The 14,802-nt window shown below is 63.8% G+C and carries 16 protein-coding genes and 2 pseudogenes; 6 read left to right on the top strand and 12 right to left on the bottom strand.

Annotated features, from left to right (window positions below; translation table 11 throughout):
• Nucleotides 1-21: 21 nt before the first annotated feature.
• From BMW75_RS16655 to BMW75_RS16625, 7 genes are all read right to left on the bottom strand, one after another.
• Nucleotides 22-1,335 carry a M20 family metallo-hydrolase gene (locus BMW75_RS16655; protein ID WP_092580945.1) on the bottom strand — a complete coding sequence of 438 codons (1,314 nt, stop codon included), beginning with the start codon at nucleotides 1,333-1,335 and terminating at the stop codon, nucleotides 22-24.
• Nucleotides 1,332-2,168, bottom strand: coding sequence for an amino acid ABC transporter ATP-binding protein (locus BMW75_RS16650; protein ID WP_092580943.1), 837 nt, complete (start codon nucleotides 2,166-2,168; stop codon nucleotides 1,332-1,334). Before BMW75_RS16650 ends, BMW75_RS16655 begins: the two co-directional genes overlap by 4 nt.
• A gap of 13 nt (nucleotides 2,169-2,181) precedes the next feature.
• Nucleotides 2,182-2,829, bottom strand: a complete 648-nt coding sequence (locus tag BMW75_RS16645) for an amino acid ABC transporter permease (protein ID WP_092580941.1) — start codon at nucleotides 2,827-2,829, stop codon at nucleotides 2,182-2,184.
• Nucleotides 2,826-3,539 (bottom strand): amino acid ABC transporter permease, encoded by a 714-nt coding sequence (locus BMW75_RS16640; RefSeq protein WP_092580939.1) that lies wholly within the window; start codon nucleotides 3,537-3,539, stop codon nucleotides 2,826-2,828. Before BMW75_RS16640 ends, BMW75_RS16645 begins: the two co-directional genes overlap by 4 nt.
• A gap of 28 nt (nucleotides 3,540-3,567) precedes the next feature.
• Entirely contained in the window at nucleotides 3,568-4,371 is an 804-nt protein-coding gene (locus BMW75_RS16635) for a transporter substrate-binding domain-containing protein (RefSeq protein ID WP_254792045.1), read from the bottom strand.
• Between the two features lie 267 nt (nucleotides 4,372-4,638).
• Complete coding sequence (locus BMW75_RS16630; protein WP_092580935.1) at nucleotides 4,639-5,154, bottom strand: thioredoxin family protein; 516 nt, start codon at nucleotides 5,152-5,154, stop codon at nucleotides 4,639-4,641.
• A 17-nt stretch (nucleotides 5,155-5,171) separates the two neighbouring features.
• Nucleotides 5,172-5,858 carry a cytochrome c biogenesis CcdA family protein gene (locus BMW75_RS16625; protein ID WP_076516926.1) on the bottom strand — a complete coding sequence of 229 codons (687 nt, stop codon included), beginning with the start codon at nucleotides 5,856-5,858 and terminating at the stop codon, nucleotides 5,172-5,174.
• Nucleotides 5,859-6,031: 173 nt separating this feature from the next.
• Between BMW75_RS16625 and BMW75_RS29875 the strand changes: the two genes are divergently transcribed.
• From BMW75_RS29875 to BMW75_RS16615, 3 genes are all read left to right on the top strand, one after another.
• Nucleotides 6,032-6,163: a hypothetical protein gene (locus BMW75_RS29875; RefSeq protein WP_256381724.1), complete on the top strand. Its 132-nt coding sequence runs from the start codon at nucleotides 6,032-6,034 to the stop codon at nucleotides 6,161-6,163.
• A gap of 69 nt (nucleotides 6,164-6,232) precedes the next feature.
• Nucleotides 6,233-6,973, top strand: a complete 741-nt coding sequence (locus BMW75_RS16620) for a response regulator (RefSeq protein WP_092580933.1) — start codon at nucleotides 6,233-6,235, stop codon at nucleotides 6,971-6,973.
• Nucleotides 6,970-8,295 (top strand): ATP-binding protein, encoded by a 1,326-nt coding sequence (locus BMW75_RS16615; RefSeq protein ID WP_092580931.1) that lies wholly within the window; start codon nucleotides 6,970-6,972, stop codon nucleotides 8,293-8,295. Before BMW75_RS16620 ends, BMW75_RS16615 begins: the two co-directional genes overlap by 4 nt.
• 18 nt (nucleotides 8,296-8,313) lie before the next feature.
• Here BMW75_RS16615 and BMW75_RS16610 read toward each other — a convergent pair whose 3' ends face one another.
• Nucleotides 8,314-9,060 (bottom strand): 5'-methylthioadenosine/adenosylhomocysteine nucleosidase, encoded by a 747-nt coding sequence (locus BMW75_RS16610; RefSeq protein WP_092581145.1) that lies wholly within the window; start codon nucleotides 9,058-9,060, stop codon nucleotides 8,314-8,316.
• A 238-nt stretch (nucleotides 9,061-9,298) separates the two neighbouring features.
• Here BMW75_RS16610 and BMW75_RS16605 point away from each other — a divergent pair, with 238 nt between their 5' ends.
• The 3 genes and pseudogenes from BMW75_RS16605 (at nucleotide 9,299) to BMW75_RS16595 (ending at nucleotide 12,356) form a co-directional block, all read left to right on the top strand.
• On the top strand, nucleotides 9,299-9,724 hold the full coding sequence (locus BMW75_RS16605) for an organic hydroperoxide resistance protein (protein WP_092580929.1): 426 nt from the start codon (nucleotides 9,299-9,301) through the stop codon (nucleotides 9,722-9,724).
• Nucleotides 9,725-10,094: 370 nt separating this feature from the next.
• Nucleotides 10,095-11,132, top strand: a complete 1,038-nt coding sequence (locus BMW75_RS16600) for a DUF2235 domain-containing protein (protein WP_092580927.1) — start codon at nucleotides 10,095-10,097, stop codon at nucleotides 11,130-11,132.
• A 105-nt stretch (nucleotides 11,133-11,237) separates the two neighbouring features.
• Nucleotides 11,238-12,356, top strand: a pseudogene (locus tag BMW75_RS16595) (IS3 family transposase).
• 110 nt (nucleotides 12,357-12,466) lie between these two features.
• Here BMW75_RS16595 and BMW75_RS16590 read toward each other — a convergent pair.
• The 4 genes and pseudogenes from BMW75_RS16590 to BMW75_RS29975 form a co-directional block, all read right to left on the bottom strand.
• Nucleotides 12,467-12,979 (bottom strand): hypothetical protein, encoded by a 513-nt coding sequence (locus BMW75_RS16590; RefSeq protein WP_092580925.1) that lies wholly within the window; start codon nucleotides 12,977-12,979, stop codon nucleotides 12,467-12,469.
• A 733-nt stretch (nucleotides 12,980-13,712) separates the two neighbouring features.
• Complete coding sequence (locus BMW75_RS29195) at nucleotides 13,713-14,270, bottom strand: SMI1/KNR4 family protein (protein WP_139208554.1); 558 nt, start codon at nucleotides 14,268-14,270, stop codon at nucleotides 13,713-13,715.
• Nucleotides 14,271-14,280: 10 nt separating this feature from the next.
• Nucleotides 14,281-14,421, bottom strand: a pseudogene (locus BMW75_RS29980) (hypothetical protein); the annotation flags it as partial.
• Between the two features lie 12 nt (nucleotides 14,422-14,433).
• Entirely contained in the window at nucleotides 14,434-14,703 is a 270-nt protein-coding gene (locus BMW75_RS29975) for a hypothetical protein (protein ID WP_139208553.1), read from the bottom strand.
• Nucleotides 14,704-14,802: the final 99 nt, after the last annotated feature.

Below are 14,802 nucleotides of genomic sequence, written 5' to 3'. Positions count from 1 at the left end.
AAAAAGTTCGGGGTGGAATAGCTAGATCGGCTGGCCCGGCCCGACGGCAGGCGCGGGTTCGGCCAGCTTGAGCAGGCACCAGGCCAGCACCTGGGTGCAGGCGGCGAGGTCCTCAATGGGCGTGTCTTCGGCCGGGTGGTGGCTGACGCCCGCGATGCTGGGCGCGAACAGCATCGCGGTGGGGCAGAAGCCCGCCATCGGCATGGCGTCGTGGAACGCGCCCGACAGCATCTGGCGGTGCCGCATGCCCAGGGCCTCGCAGCCCGCGGTGGCCAGGGCCACCAGATCCGGCGCAAACTGCACGGTCGGCTTGTCCTGCAAGACCTCGATGCGCGCGCCGTCGGGCAGCGCCGCGTCCATCACGGCGCGAATCGCGTCCAGCGCCTCGGCATCCGGGTGGCGCGCATCGACCGTGAAGCTCACGTGGTCGGCAATCGTGTTGATCGAACCCGGCAGGCATTCCCAGCGGCCGATCGTCACGCGCAGCCGTTCATCGCCGCAGTCCCTGGCGTGGCCCAGCACGGCATGCGCCATGGCGATGGCCTTGGCCTGCGCATCGTCGCGGTTGGCAAGCGGCGTCGTGCCCGCATGGGCGCTGCGACCGGGCACGCTGACGCGGTACCAGCGCACGCCCTGGATCGCCGTCACGCATCCGACCTGCAGGCCCTGCGCCTCCAGAACGGGGCCCTGTTCGATATGGGCTTCCACGTAGGCGTGCACGGGCGCGCCCAGCGGGCGGTCCATCCAGGACCAGCCATGGCGCTGCGCGTGCGTCTCGAAGTCCGTGACGGCCTGGTCGCGCGCGGTCTCGAACGCCACCCCCGCGCTGTCGGCGACGGGCAGAAAGTCAGCCAGCCGCTGCGGGGCGGTGAACGACACCGCGCCCATCAGCCCCGGCGCGAAGCGCGACCCTTCCTCGTTGGTCCACATGACGACGTCGAGCGGCCGGCGCGTCGCGACGCCCAGCCTGTCCAGGGCGTCGAAGACCTCCAGGCCCGCCACCACGCCAAAGGCGCCGTCCAGCCAGCCGCCCAGCGGCTGGGTGTCCACATGGCTGCCCGTCATGACTGGCGCGGCCCCGGCGTCCACGCCGCACCGGCGCACATACACGTTGGCCGCCGCGTCGATGCCGACGCGATAGCCCGGCCGGGCGGCAAAGTCCTGCGCCAGCCAGCGGCGCGCCGCCAGCTCCTCGTGCGTCAGGGCCTGCCGCGCCACGCCGCCGGTCGGCACGCCGCCGTGCCGCGCCAATCCGTGCAGGCGTTGCGCAAGGCGTTGCGCCTGGACCGCTTGCGCCAGCGCGCCGGCCGCGGCATCGAATCGGTTGAGGTTCATTGCGACGCTCCCGCCGCGATGGCGTCCCGCCGCGCGGTGTCGCCCAGGCTGCGCCGGATCCAGGGCTGCAGAAACGCCTGCACGCGCGGATGCTCGGGCCGGCGGATGATCTGGTCGGGCGTGCCGATCGTGACGACGCGCCCCTTTTCCATGAAGACGATGCGATCGGACACCTCGGCCGCGAAGCTCATTTCGTGGGTCACCATCACCATCGTCATGCCCTCGCGCGACAGGGACTTGATGACCTCCAGCACTTCGTCCACCAGTTCGGGGTCCAGCGCCGACGTCGGCTCGTCCAGCAACATCGCCTCGGGCCCCACCGCCAGCGCGCGGGCGATCCCGACGCGCTGCTGCTGGCCGCCGCTGAGGTTGGCCGGCAGGGAGTCGGCCTTCGCGGCCATGCCCACCCGGTCCAGGGCGTCGGCGGCCACCTTGCGCGCGCGGTCCGGCCGCATGCCCTTGGCCAGGGTCAGCGGCGCCATGACGTTGGCCAGCGCCGTCATGTGGGGCCACAGATTGAACTGCTGGAACACCATTGCCAGCGGCGCGCGCACCTCTGCCACGACGCGGTCGGATTCGGGCAGCAACTGGCCCGACGGACCGCGGCGGTAGCCCAGCAAGGCGCCGCGCACCTGCACTTGTCCTTCGTCGTAGGCTTCCAGGAAGTTCATGCAGCGCAGCAGCGTGGTCTTGCCGGAGCCCGAAGGACCGATCAAGGTCACGACCTCGCCCTGCATCACGTCCAGGTCCACGCCGGCCAGCACCGGGTGGCCATCGAACGATTTGCCCACGCCGCGCAGCGACAGCATGGGAACGGGTTGGGGTGTATTCATGGTTCGCAATTCCTCACAGCGCCACGCGCCGCGCCAGCAGCCTGCCCAGGCGGTTGATCAGCAACGACAGCGCCCAATAGCTCAGCGCCAGCAGCAGATAGGGCTCGATGTACACAAACTGTTCGGACACCACCTTGCCGGCGGTCATCGTCAGTTCCGGGTAGGTGATCACCGACGCCAGCGCCGACTCCTTCATCAGCAGGATGGTCTGGTTCACGATGAGCGGGACGCTGGCGCGCAGGGCCTGCGGACACTCGATGCGCAGGAACACCTGGCGCCGGGTCAGGCCCATGCAGCGCGCGGCCTCGATCTGCCCGCGCGGGATGGTCTGCCAGCAGGCCCGGAAAATCTCGGCGAAGTACGCGCCGCCATACACGGACAGCGTCACGGCCGCGGCAACAAAGGGGTCCATGGATATCCCCACCGCCGGCAGCCCGAAATACACGATGAAGAGATGAATCAGGAACGGCACGCCACGCCAGATGGCCGTGTACGCCCAGTAGATCCACGCCAGCGCCGCCACCCGCGTTTCGCGCAGCAGGTGCATCAGAAAACCCAGCGCCAGGCCGCCCGCCAGCCCGGCGGCCACCAGGGCCACCGTGCGCAATGCGGCAGTGCCAAAGACGGGCAGCAACTGGCCCAGCAGAGTGAGGTCGATCATGTCTTGTTGATGGCGATGCGGTTCATCACTGCGGCGCTGGCGCGCCGCCCCTGTCCCATCCGCTTGCCCAGCCAGGCGCCCAGCGCGAAGATCGCGCCGGTCATCAGCAGATAGGTCGCGCCCACGGTCAGGTAGACCTCGAGCGGACGGAAATTCGCCGCCACAATCTGCCGGCCCCCGCGCGCCAGTTCCGCCACGGCGATCACCGACACGATCGACGAGTTCTTCACCACGTCGATGGCCTCGGACACCAGGGCTGGCCAGACGGCCCGCGCCACCTGCGGCAACTGCACATAGCGGAAGACCTGCTGCGGAGACAGGCCGAAGATGGCGGCGGCTTCGATCTGCCCTTTGGGGACCGCAGCCAGGCCCGCGCGCAGAATCTCCGACTGAAACGCCCCGGAATTCAGGCTCATGGCCAGCACGGCCACCAGCAGCGGCGGCAGGTCCACGCCGAACGCGCTGGGCAGGTAGAACAGCATCAGAAGCTGCACCAGCAACGGCGTGCCGCGAAAGAAGCTGACGTACAGCGCCACGGCGCGCGCCAGCGGCCCACGGCCCTGGCGGTGCAGCGACAGGCCCAGCAGCGCCGCGCCCAGCGCAAAGCCCGCGACGATGGCCAGCGCCGCCACGATCAGCGTCATGCCGGCGCCGTGCAGCAGCACGGGCAGGTACGCCGCAAGGCGGTCGGCAAAAGTGTCGGCGTTCATCGCGCGATGCTCCCGGGACGGACGAGAATCACAGTTCCGGCGCCGGCACCGAGTCGGTGGGCACGTCCATCGTGAAACCGAACCACTTGGTCTGCAGCGCCTGCAGCTGGCCGGACTTGGCCGCGCGCGCGATCCCGTCGGAGAAGAACTTCACCAGCGACGCGCTGTCCGCGTCCTTGCGCCCGACCCAGCCGAAGTACGTCTTGGGTCCGATCGGCTGGTCGATCACCGCATACACATCCGAACGGGTCTTCACCAGCGTCGCCAGGTTGGCAAGCGATTGCGCCACCGCCGACAGGCGGCCGGCCGCGAGGTCGGCGTAGGCCTCATCGAAACTGACGTATTCGCGGATGGTGACGGCAGGCTTGCCGTCGGCCTGGAGCTTCTTGGCATAGTCCTGCAGGGCCTTCAACTGCGCGGACCCCGCCTGCGAGCCGACGACCTTGCCCGCGATGCCCGCCGGGTCGGTCAGCGCCGCGTCGTCCTTGCGCTTGACCAGCGCCGTCGTGGCGTCGGCGATCGGCACCGTGAAGGCGAACTTGGCGGCGCGGTCCTTGGTCATGGTGACCGACGTCACCACGAAGTCGAAGCGCTTGGTCGCCAAGCCCGGCAGGATGCCCTGGAACGGCACGTCGAACTGCTTGACCTTCACGCCCGGCGCATCGGCCAGGATGAGGTTCATCAGGTCCGGCCCATAGCCCACGATCTTGCCGTCCTGCACAAATTCGAACGGCGCGAATTGCGCCTCGGTGCCCACCACGATCTCTTTCTTGCTCTTGATCGTGTCCAGCAGATCGGCGCTGTGCGCGGCGCCGGCCATGAATAAAGACATCGCTCCAGCGAGTACGCGGCGTAGCAGCATGACATTTCCCCTGTGTCTGAGTATCCGGACCGGGCAGGCGCCCGGCCATGTAAGTCACTCGCACTGTATGCAAGTCACTTGCATGGATATCAAGCAAGTTTCATGCCAACTGGTTTGCGTGGGGAAAGGGGAACACGCTGGGCAGTCGCGCACCAGGCTGGTGCGATATGCGGCGCGGGCGGGCACCAGATTGGTGGCGCCCGCCCGCCGGATACCCGTGTGGGACGGCGACGGCCTTCAGCCCGGCTCCGCCAGCAACCGCTGGATCTGCGCCTCGGTTTCCTTGTAGCGGCCTTCGCCAAAGTGGCTGTAGACGATCCTGCCCTGTTTGTCGATCAGGTACGCCGCGGGCCAATACTGGTTGCGGTAGGCGGTCCACGTGGCGTAGCGGTTGTCCTGCGCCACCGGATAGGTGATGCCGTAGCGTTGCAGCGCCTTTTCCACATTGGGCGTGGACCGCTCGAAGGGAAACTCCGGCGTGTGCACGCCCACCACCACCAGGCCCTGGTCCTTGTACTTCTGATACCAGCTCGTGACGTAGGGCAGCGTGCGGATGCAGTTGATGCAGGTGTAGGTCCAGAAATCCACCAGCACCACCTTGCCGCGCAGCGACTCCATTGTCAGCGGCTCGCTATTGAGCCATGTCTCGATGCCGGTGAATTCCGGGGCCTGGGGCGCGGCCTGCGCGGCCCCTTGCATCAGGGCCGTCGCGATCAGCGCGCCCAGGGCAATCTTCTTGAATGTGGCGTACATGGTTGACTCCTTGTCGGTCAGGCGAACAGGTTGGCGATCCAGGCATAGGCCAGGACGTCGTACTGGAAATGGATGGCGATGGCGGTCAGGACCAGCAGCACGCCGAATCCCTGCTGCAGCCGGTGCGTGTGGCGCGACAGGCCGCGCACCCGGGTGGCGATGGCCTGCCCGCCATAGGCGATCACCAACATGGGCACACCCGCCCCGATGGCGAACACCAGCAGCAGCGTGCTGGACTGCACGAGGTCCTGCGCCTTGGCGGCCAGTACCAGGATCGACGCCAGCACCGGCCCGGCGCACGGCGTCCACACGGCGCCCAGCGACAGGCCCAGCACGAAGCCGCCGGCATTGCCGCTGCCCGTGCCGCCCGCGGCCGCCAGGCGCTGCAACGGGCCGCCCACATAGGCGATCAGGCGGTCGTAGGGTTGGGGCCAGATTCGCGCCAGGCCGAACAGGACCAGCAGCACGATGGAGGTCGAGCGCACGGCTTCGTGCACATGTTCATTCAGGTTGGAGATAAGACTGAGCGCGATCCCCAGACCGGCGAACGCCAGCACGAAGCCCGACACGACGAACACGGGGCGCAGCCGGTCGCCGCGTTCCAGCGAGGTGCCCAGCAGCACCGGCAACAGGGGCAGCACGCAGGGCGACGCGATGGTCAGCATGCCGGCAAGCAGAGCGATGGGAGTGTTGATGAGGTCCATGGGGATCGTCCTTTGGAAAGTGACCCCATTGCACCCGCCGCACGTATCCGCCATGTGCCGGATCGGGGCATTTTTTCAAGCGCGTGTATCCGCCGCCAGGGCGTATACAGTACGACACACTTGCCGGCCGGGGCGGCGCTATAAAGCGTTCGACCCCATAAGCGGAGCCCCTCATGAAGCGCTTTCTTGCCGTACTGCTGCTGCTCTTTGGCGGCTTCACCGCCGAAGCCGCCAAGCCCTTCCAGTGCCAGCTCATCTCGAACACCCGCCCGCGCCGCGATCCCCTGCCCCCGGACGAGCGCTAGGACCTAGAATTCTTGAACCGGACGGGCGCGGCTGCCGCGCCCTCACCACCCAATAGAAGGCACCCGCAGATGGATCACATAGACCACGTCATGATCGTCGACGACGATCGGGAAATCCGTGAGCTTGCCGGCGGCTTCCTCAGGAAGAACGGCCTGACGGTCACGCTGGCCGCCGATGGACGGCAGATGCGGTCCCTGCTGGAAAGCCTGTCCGTCGACCTGATCGTGCTGGACCTCATGATGCCCGGCGACGACGGCCTGGTGCTGTGCCGCGAACTGCGCAGCGGCAAGCACCGCCGCATCCCCATCCTGATGCTGACGGCGCGCGGCGACGACATGGACCGCGTCCTGGGCCTGGAGATGGGCGCGGACGACTACCTGGTCAAGCCCTTCGTGGCGCGCGAACTGCTGGCGCGCATCAAGGCGATCCTGCGCCGCACGCGCATGCTGCCGCCCAATTTCCAGGTGACCGAACCGGGCCGCGAGATCGCCTTCGGCGCCTGGCGGCTGGACACCACCGCGCGACACCTGCTGGACGCCGACGGCACCATCGTGTCGCTCAGCGGCGCGGAATACCGGCTGCTGCGCGTCTTCCTCGATCATCCCCAGCGCGTGCTCAACCGCGACCAGCTTTTGAACCTGACGCAGGGCCGCGATGCCGATTTCTTCGGGCGCTCCATCGACCTCCTGGTCAGCCGACTGCGCCAGCGGCTGCGCGAGGACGCGCGCGAGCCCATGTACATCAAGACCGTGCGCAGCGAAGGCTATGTCTTCTCCGCCGCCGTCGACGTCTCGGATTCCAGCCAGTGAACGCCGCCGCGCCGCGCCCGTTCGCCTGGCCCCGCACGCTGGTCGCCCGGCTGTTCCTGATTTTCCTGGCGGGCCTGGTCCTGGCCTATGGCCTGTCGTTCGCGTCGCTCTTTTATGAGCGCTACAGCGCCACCCGCAACATGATGCTCGGCGACCTGGAGCGCGACATCGCCATCGCCATGGACATCCTGGACCGGCTGCCCGCCGCCGAACGCCCCGCGTGGCTGCCGCGCCTGTCCAGCAGCAACCGCCAGTACCTGCTGGGCGACGGCAAGGCCGACCAGCCGCTGTCCGATGACGCGGCGCGCACCGCCGCGCAATCGATCGAGGCCGCGCTGAGGCCGGAGCGGCCGGTGACGGTGCGCGCCATGGCCGACGATCCGCGCCACATCCAGGCCCGCGTCGTGCTGTCAGACGGCCAGCCGGCGATCCTGGACATCGAACTATCCCGCATGCGGCCGGCCCCGTGGCTGTTCGGCGTGCTGGGCGTACAGCTTCTGCTGCTCGCCGGCTGCGCCTGGCTGGCCGTGCGCCTGGTCGTCCGCCCCCTGACGCGCCTGGCCCGCGCGGCCGAGGACCTGGATCCCGACCAGAAAAGCCCCCTGCTGGACGAGGCCGGACCCGCCGAGGTCGCGCATGCCGCCGTCGCCTTCAACGCCATGCAGGACCGCATCGCGGCCCACGTCGCCGAGCGCATGCAGATGCTGGGCGCGATCTCGCACGACCTGCAGACGCCCATCACGCGCATGAAGCTGCGCACCGAATTCATGGACCCGTCCACCGACCGCGACAAGCTGGCGCAGGACCTGAACGAGGTGGAACGCCTGGTGCGCGAAGGCATCGACTATGCCCGCAGCGCGCATGGCAAGGCCGAGCCGCCTGCGCGCATCGACCTGAACGCCTTCCTGGACAGTCTGGTGTGCGACTACCAGGACACCGGCAAGAACGTCAGCCTGACGGGCGACGCCGCGCCGGCGCTGTCCACGCGCCCGCATGCGCTGCGGCGCATCCTGGGCAACCTGATCGACAACGCGCTCAAATTCGCCGGCGCGGCCGAAGTGCGTGTGGCGGCGCGGGACGGCGGACGCCTGTCGATCTTCGTGCTGGATCGCGGGCCGGGCATCCCGGCGGGGGAACTGGACGCGGTGCTGCAACCTTTTTACCGCCTGGAAAGCTCCCGCAGCCGCGATACCGGCGGCACCGGCCTTGGGCTGGCCATCGCGCACCAACTGGCGGCGGCGTTGGGCGGCGCGCTGGTCCTGAGCAACCGCGAGGGCGGCGGCTTGTCAGCCGAAGTCAGGATCGCGGCGATCGGCCTGTAGTTTCCGGCCGGGGCCGCGTTACGCGCCGCGCAGCGCGCCCGACTGCAGCAGTGGCTTCAAGATGCCGGCCGAATACACCCGCGCCAGGTTCACCAGGAAATCCGTGAAGTCCGCCTTCGCTGCGTGGTCGGCGCTGTCGGAGATGATGCGCATCACGGCGAACGGCACGCCGAATTCATGGCAGACCTGCGCCATGGCGGCGCCCTCCATTTCCAGGCACAGCGCCTCGGGCAGACGTTCGCGCAGCGCGTGGGCCAGGTCGTTGTCGTTGACGAACACGTCCCCGGTCGCGATCAGGCCGTGGTGGACCTGGGGCGGCGCGGACGCGGACGGCAGGCCGCCGTTGCCCGCGAATTCCCGGGCGCTTTCCAGCAGCAGCGCGCTCAGGGCCGGATCGGCATCGAAACGCTCGCGGCCCAGCAGGGGGATTTCATGCCGGCCGAACAGGGGCCGCGCGTCCATGTCGTGCTGCATCAGCGCGTCGGCCACGACCACGTCGCCCACCCGCACCCGCGGATGCAGGCCGCCCGCCAGCCCCGTGAAGATCACCCGCGACACCCCGAATTCCTGGATCACGATCGACGCCGTGGCCGCGGCGGCCACCTTGCCGATGCGGCTGAGCGCGATCACGCAGGGCGTGCCCCACAGGCTGCCCACCTGGAAATCGCGCATGGCGATGCGGCGGGTCTGCGCGCCGGGATCCATCGCCGCCAGCAGGTCGGCGATTTCTTCGTGCAGCGCGCCCAGGATGGCGAGACGTCCCATGATGTTCTTCTTACGTGATTGATGCGCGGCCTCGCGCCGCCAGCGCGCAACATACTCCATTGCCATCGCGTCCGCCAACGCAGTCGCGGTTTGTATCGCAGCGTATCCGGCGGCCCCTTCGACACGTCGCGATGCCATCCCGCCGCGTCCCGGACACATGGCCGATACAGCGCCTTGTTGCAATCCAGGCTCTCAACCCACTGGCGCAGCCCGGCCGCGCCGATATCCTGGAGTCATCATGGCAAAGCAACTTGAGCAGGTCCTCTACACCGCGCACACCCACACCACCGCCGGCCGCGAGGGCGCGGGACGCAGCAGCGACGGCGCGCTGGACGTGACGCTCAGCACGCCCGGATCGGGCAAGCCCGGCACCAATCCCGAACAGCTCTTCGGCGTGGGCTACTCCGCCTGCTTCATGGGCGCCATCAAGCGCGCCGGCGCCACCCACGGCATCACCGTGCCGCGCGACATCGCCATCGACGCCAGCGTGTCGCTGAGCAAGGTCGACAACGGCGAGAATTTCGCCCTGGGCGTCACCTTGGCCGTCTCGCTGCCCGGCCTGACCGCCGACCAGAAGCAATTGCTGGTCGAATCGGCGCACCAGCTCTGCCCCTATTCGCGCGCCATCCGCGACAACATCGACGTGCGGTTCGAGATCGTCTGACGTCCCACTTCCGGCGCGTTCAGGAAAGCGCCCCGCTGAACCGACCCCGGAAGTCGGAATGGACCCAAGCTTCGGGGTTGTTGCAGCGAGCCGCTTTCCTGCCCTTTTCAGATACCAACCGATGGAAGTTCGGATTGCTGCTGATGCTGTAGTAAAGGCGTACTCCCACGCCTTGCTTCTGTTGCTTCCGCCCAGCAGGATCGCCCTCTCGGTCGGCGCTGGCTAGGCAAAAAGATGGTGTACATCCATGCAGCAGGGAAATCCCGCGCCCTGCGGCAAAGTCCCCGCGTGCTAGCTTGCCTCACAGAGGTGTAGTCCCAGCCGGCAGCATAGGTATCGCCAGACTTTATCTGTGTGTGGGGAGACGATCATGATGAAAAACCTCGCCGTATTCTTCGACGGAACGTGGAACGAACCCAACGACCGCACCAACGTCTACGAGCTCTACAAGGCAGCGCCCGAGACCAGCACGCAGGAAACGCTCTACATCGAGGGCGTCGGCACCCAAGGCCAGGGCCTGTGGGCCGCCATCGACAAATTCGTGGGCGGCGCCTTCGGCGCCGGCCTCTCGGCCAACATCCGGCAAGGCTACCGCTGGCTTTGCCAGCGCCAAACCCCCGGCGACCGCATCTTCCTGTTCGGCTTCAGCCGCGGCGCGTACTCCGCCCGCAGCCTCGCGGGCATGGTGCGCAAATGCGGCCTGCTGAATCAGCCCACCGAAGACAACGTCTCCGAGGCCTACGCGCTATACCGCGACGACTGCACCCCGTCGTCCCTGGAAGCGGCCGCCTTCCGAGACCGCTTCTCGCGCGACACCGACCTGCACTTCGTCGGCGTCTGGGACACCGTGGGCAGCCTGGGCATTCCCGTCGGCGGCATCTCCTTTCCCGGGTTTTCCGGCTTCTACAACTTCCACGACACGGAACTGAGCAACCACGTCCTGAACGCGTACCACGCCATCGCCACCAACGAATACCGCGAGCCCTACTTCCCAACCCTATGGACCCGCCGCGCCGGCTCCCCGCCCCGCCCAGCACATTTGCCCGTCGAACAGCGCTGGTTCATCGGGGCGCACTCCGATGTGGGCGGGGGATATCAGGATGGGAGCTTGCAGACGCTGCCTGCGTCATGGCTGCAGGAAAAGGCGCGGCAGGCGGGGTTGGAGGCGGGGACGGTGCAGCGGATCTCGACCGATTACGAGCAATGCGAGCCGCATGACTCGTACAAGGAATTTACGGAGAAGGTGCCGATTCCGGTGAAGAAGGTGCCGAGGTTGTGGGATAAGGAGACAGTGCTGAATCTGACGATCGATGATCGGCTGGTCCGGCGGTTCGAGAGGAATCAGGCGTTTTTGAGGGAGTTTCCGGATTTCAGGGAGGAATTGGGGAAGCTGAAGGTGGGGAGTTAGGGGCGCCCGCCCGCGGCAAGGGTGACGTGCCCCCGGAATATCCGTACAGGTCAAAACTAGAGGTATGGTTGCTTCTCAGCGCCCCGAACGGAGCGAGGAGGAGCCATGAAACGGTCGAGATTTACCGAAGAGCAGATCACGTATGCGCTGCGACTGGCAGATAGCGGTACGCCTGTGGTCGACGTCTGTCGGCAGCTTGGTGTGTCCGAGGCGACCTTCTATACCTGGAAGAAGAAGTACGCCGACTTCGGTGTAAGCGAACTGCGTAAGCTCAAGCAGCTCGAGGATGAGAACGCACGGCTGCGGCGCATCGTCGCTGATCTGACACTGGACAAGCAGATCCTGCAGGAGGTGGTGCGAAAAAAAGTCTGAAGGCCGCCAAGCGGCGCGAGCTGGCGGCTTGGATGCATGAGCGCTTCCAGATCAGCGTGCAGCGCGCTTGCGCACTGGCGTTGCTGCAACGGTCGACCTGGTACGCCAAGAGTCATGTGCGAGACCAAAGCGTGCTGCGCCAGCGCATTCGCGACATCGCTCTGAGTCGTCCGAGATTCGGCTACCGGCGTGTTATTGGTGATGCTGCAACGCGAGGGCTGGAACGTAGGCAAGAAACGCGTCTATCGTCTCTATAGCCTGGAAGGCCTGCAATTGCCGATGAAGGTCAAGCGCCGTAAACGCATTGCGCTACTTCGGGGCAAGCCGCCGGTGCCGACCGGGCCGAACCAGCACTGGAGCATGGATTTCGTTCATGATCAGATGCTAGACGGACGCAGCGTTCGCATCCTGACCGTCATTGATCAATGGAGTCGCGAGAGTGTGTGCCTAGAGGCCAACTTTCGGCAGACTGGCCGGTGCGTTGGCCAGGCGCTGGACCGGTCTGCGGTTCTGCGGGGCTGGCCCAAGGCAATCACCGTGGATAACGGAACGGAATTCACGTCTCGGGCGTTGGACGACTGGGCATACCGACGCGGCATCAAGCTCGATTACACGCGTCCAGGCAAGCCGACCGATAATGGGCTGATCGAATCGTTCAACGGTCGACTGCGTGACGAATTCCTCAACCTGCACGAATTCATCACGCTGCACGACCTGCGGCAAAAACTTCAGGCTTGGCAGGACGACTATAACCATCACCGTCCCCACGGCTCACTCGGCCATCTGACCCCGTGTGAGTACGTCCAAAGGTGGTCAGTGCAACCAAAAGAGGCAGCCACTCTCCAGTTTTGAACTGTCCAATTTGCGGGGGAAGGTCAGAAGCAACCATACCTCTAGTTTTGACCTGTACGGATATTCCGGGGGCACGTCAGTGCCCGCGCCTGAATGCTCGACTTGAAGGGCTACAAATAACCGCCGGAGGCATCGTGTTCAACCGCACTTCTAATCAACCTGATCTGCTCCGTTGTCATGCCACTCAGTAAAACCCAGCATGGATAACCCTCAGAAGTTGCGAAGCTCAGATTCCGATTAAGTATCGTCCTATCTATGGCCCTGGTTTCATCAATCATCAACAATATCGCATCGCGATCAAGAGACAGCTTGACCGGAATATCCAAATCAAGCAGCCTCTTACCGCCCCAGCGATGAATATCAAACTGCGGCACCCCTACCTCAACAACAGGAAACTTATCCGGCACCCTCATCTGCGCTAGACCCGCAGCCTGAATCACCTTAATTAAATTAAGCGCGCCATCGACAGCAGAAACCCCAAATTCAAGCAGCGAGTAATCAGAAACGCATCTCAGCCAGTTTAAAATCGGCCCAGGCTTTCCGATCTGAACAGTCAAGACCTCGTACTGATCAAATATAAAGTTAATAGGCTTTTCCTGCCCCAGCGCATATTTGACGTACATATTTACCCCCTAACCTTCTCGCATGCTTAATAGCAGGCAATTCCCCAGACCTCCTGGGCGGTGCAAATATAATTTCCCACCATCTTGGCTGACGTATTTCTTGCCGAACTCAACGTTATTATTTCGCATAACGTCCGCAACCCCTTCGTGCATGCTTCCCAATGCCGTCTTCGCGCGCAAAGAATCTGGTAGCTGATTGAAGTTTTCCCCCATGATTGGACTCTGCCAAGGTTTAACTTCACCTCTGGCGTGAGCACAATGGTGATGCTTGAATCTTCGGTTATCCGTCTACCCCGTCCAGTGATAGAGCAATGAATATCGGAAAGATCGAAAACCTCGTCTATCAGACGTGTCTGAAATTGCGGGATGATCGGCGCTCATTTTCACGGCGGGACATCAAAATGGCAGCCCGCAGACGCTGTGCGCGTCAAGGCTGCAGATTAGGCGCGGCAATTGGCAACGATCTTGAACGGGCCGGTAAATTTCCACCCACAATGAAATAAGGTATCAGACTACATTTTCGTTAACTCGACAGAGAATTGCAGTCTGACAACTTAATTTGAGAATATGGAATCTCTCGCATCATACTATTACGCTTTCCATATGAAAAAAACAATTATCTTGCACTTGCCTGTGATGGATTTTTCAGAATGCGTTTTGAACGATGCGCCCAAGCCAGGTGCGGGATCCGAAGTGGCACGACATTCGACCGGGACCTAAGCGGTAAATTCTTTTATTTCGCCAATTGTGACCAGTAGCAAATGTCCAGTGCACCGACGTCGACTGCGACGGCCTGTCCAAGAGGCGACGTATCGCGCCATTGATTGCGGTGCAGCATAATTGTACCGACCCCTCGCAAATACACCTCAAAATCTTTGGCTATTACCGTAGCTCGTTGCCATCCGATCTCAACATCTGCGGCCATTACCCAACCTGATTTCAAATCCAAAAGAATTGAGTAAGGGTCTGAGTTAGCCACCATCAGCAAATTCGCAGGACGAGTATCGCCTCCCCACCACCTTACCTGCGTATTGAGCTCCCACAATTCATGCAGATAGTCGCCTGTGTTGCAGAAAAGGATAGGACCTATCGTTAGCCACCCAAAATCATAGGTTTTTATCAGTGTTCGAAATGCATCGGGAAATGCCACCGCAAACAAATTTTCTGCATGATTCAACGACTCCTCTGAAACGCCTCCTTTAATCAAGCGAAGCCCTGTGAGCATTGGTTCAAGAGAACGGAACTCCTGATCCAGCCCCTTTTCAATCTCATCAAGAGTTAACAACGTCATCTTAATTCCCCTACTTATGCCACGGCCCGCCAGAGCCCACTTGCGTTTTCCCCGGAACTGGAATTGTGAATTGCCCACGATTCACATGGTGATGCATCAGCAAATCTCCGAAGTAGCCCCCATGTTCAGGAAAACTATTAGCCCAAGTCTGGTCAACGCGTGGCTAGACTTTCAAGCGATCGTAGCTTTCAATCAACATTCTATTATTTTTACCAATAGAGCTCGGCTCCAGCTCAAGCCATTTTCTCCAAAATCCTCCAGCATCGCGCGGAAAGCCTTCTGCGTTATGCCCTGCCGCATTTCTGAAGGCCATTGAGTCAATAGAATATTTAGGATCAGGCAGAACGGGAAAGCTTGGGTCGTAGCGATGCACGTATGGGGAATCTTTGGAAAAGACGTTTCTGGCATCATCTAATATTTCATTAGCTGGCATTGTCGTGTTGGAAACCTCACCACCGCGACAAAAAACTTCGATTCGTCTGGCAATACGCCAAGAGCGAGTCCTTGCTTTCGCGCCAAACCATCCAACATA

Source organism: Achromobacter sp. NFACC18-2 (assembly GCF_900108985.1).
In the GTDB taxonomy this organism is placed as follows: Bacteria; Pseudomonadota; Gammaproteobacteria; order Burkholderiales; family Burkholderiaceae_B; genus Achromobacter.
Note: the sequence above shows the minus strand (reverse complement) of the source record. Positions and strands in the feature narration are given on the sequence as shown.